Origin of the sequence: Microbispora sp. ZYX-F-249, from assembly GCF_039649665.1 — a bacterium.
Classification (GTDB): Bacteria; Actinomycetota; Actinomycetes; order Streptosporangiales; family Streptosporangiaceae; genus Microbispora; species Microbispora maris.
Genome location: NZ_JBDJAW010000174.1, coordinates 1 through 412 on the forward strand (window position 1 = coordinate 1; position 412 = coordinate 412).

The 412-nt window shown below is 68.2% G+C and carries 1 protein-coding gene; it reads right to left on the reverse strand.

Annotated elements, in window-relative coordinates:
* On the reverse strand, nucleotides 1–412 hold a 412-nt coding region (locus AAH991_RS40285), incomplete at both ends, for an RNA polymerDNA-directed RNA polymerase subunit B (protein WP_507185162.1).

Here is a 412-nt window from a genome sequence, read left to right on the forward strand (position 1 = left end):
GATGTAGTCGATCTCCTCCGCACGCGCGAGTTCCGTCTCACCACCCTTCGTACGCACCAGGACCCGCGACTCGGCGAAGCTGCCGTCGGCGTTGAGCGCCGTGTTGGCCTGCGCCTTGACGTACTTGTCCTCTTCGTCGGCGGTCAGGTAGTCGATCTCGTCGGTGACCCGGCCGTCGACGACGCGCCGGTACGGGGTCTCGACGAAGCCGAAGGCGTTGACCCGCCCGAAGGAGGCCAGCGAGCCGATCAGGCCGATGTTCGGCCCTTCCGGCGACTCGATCGGGCACATCCGGCCGTAGTGCGACGGGTGCACGTCGCGGACCTCGAAGCCCGCCCGCTCACGCGACAGACCACCGGGACCCAACGCGTTCAGACGCCGCTTCTGCGTCAAGGCGGCGAGCGGGTTGATG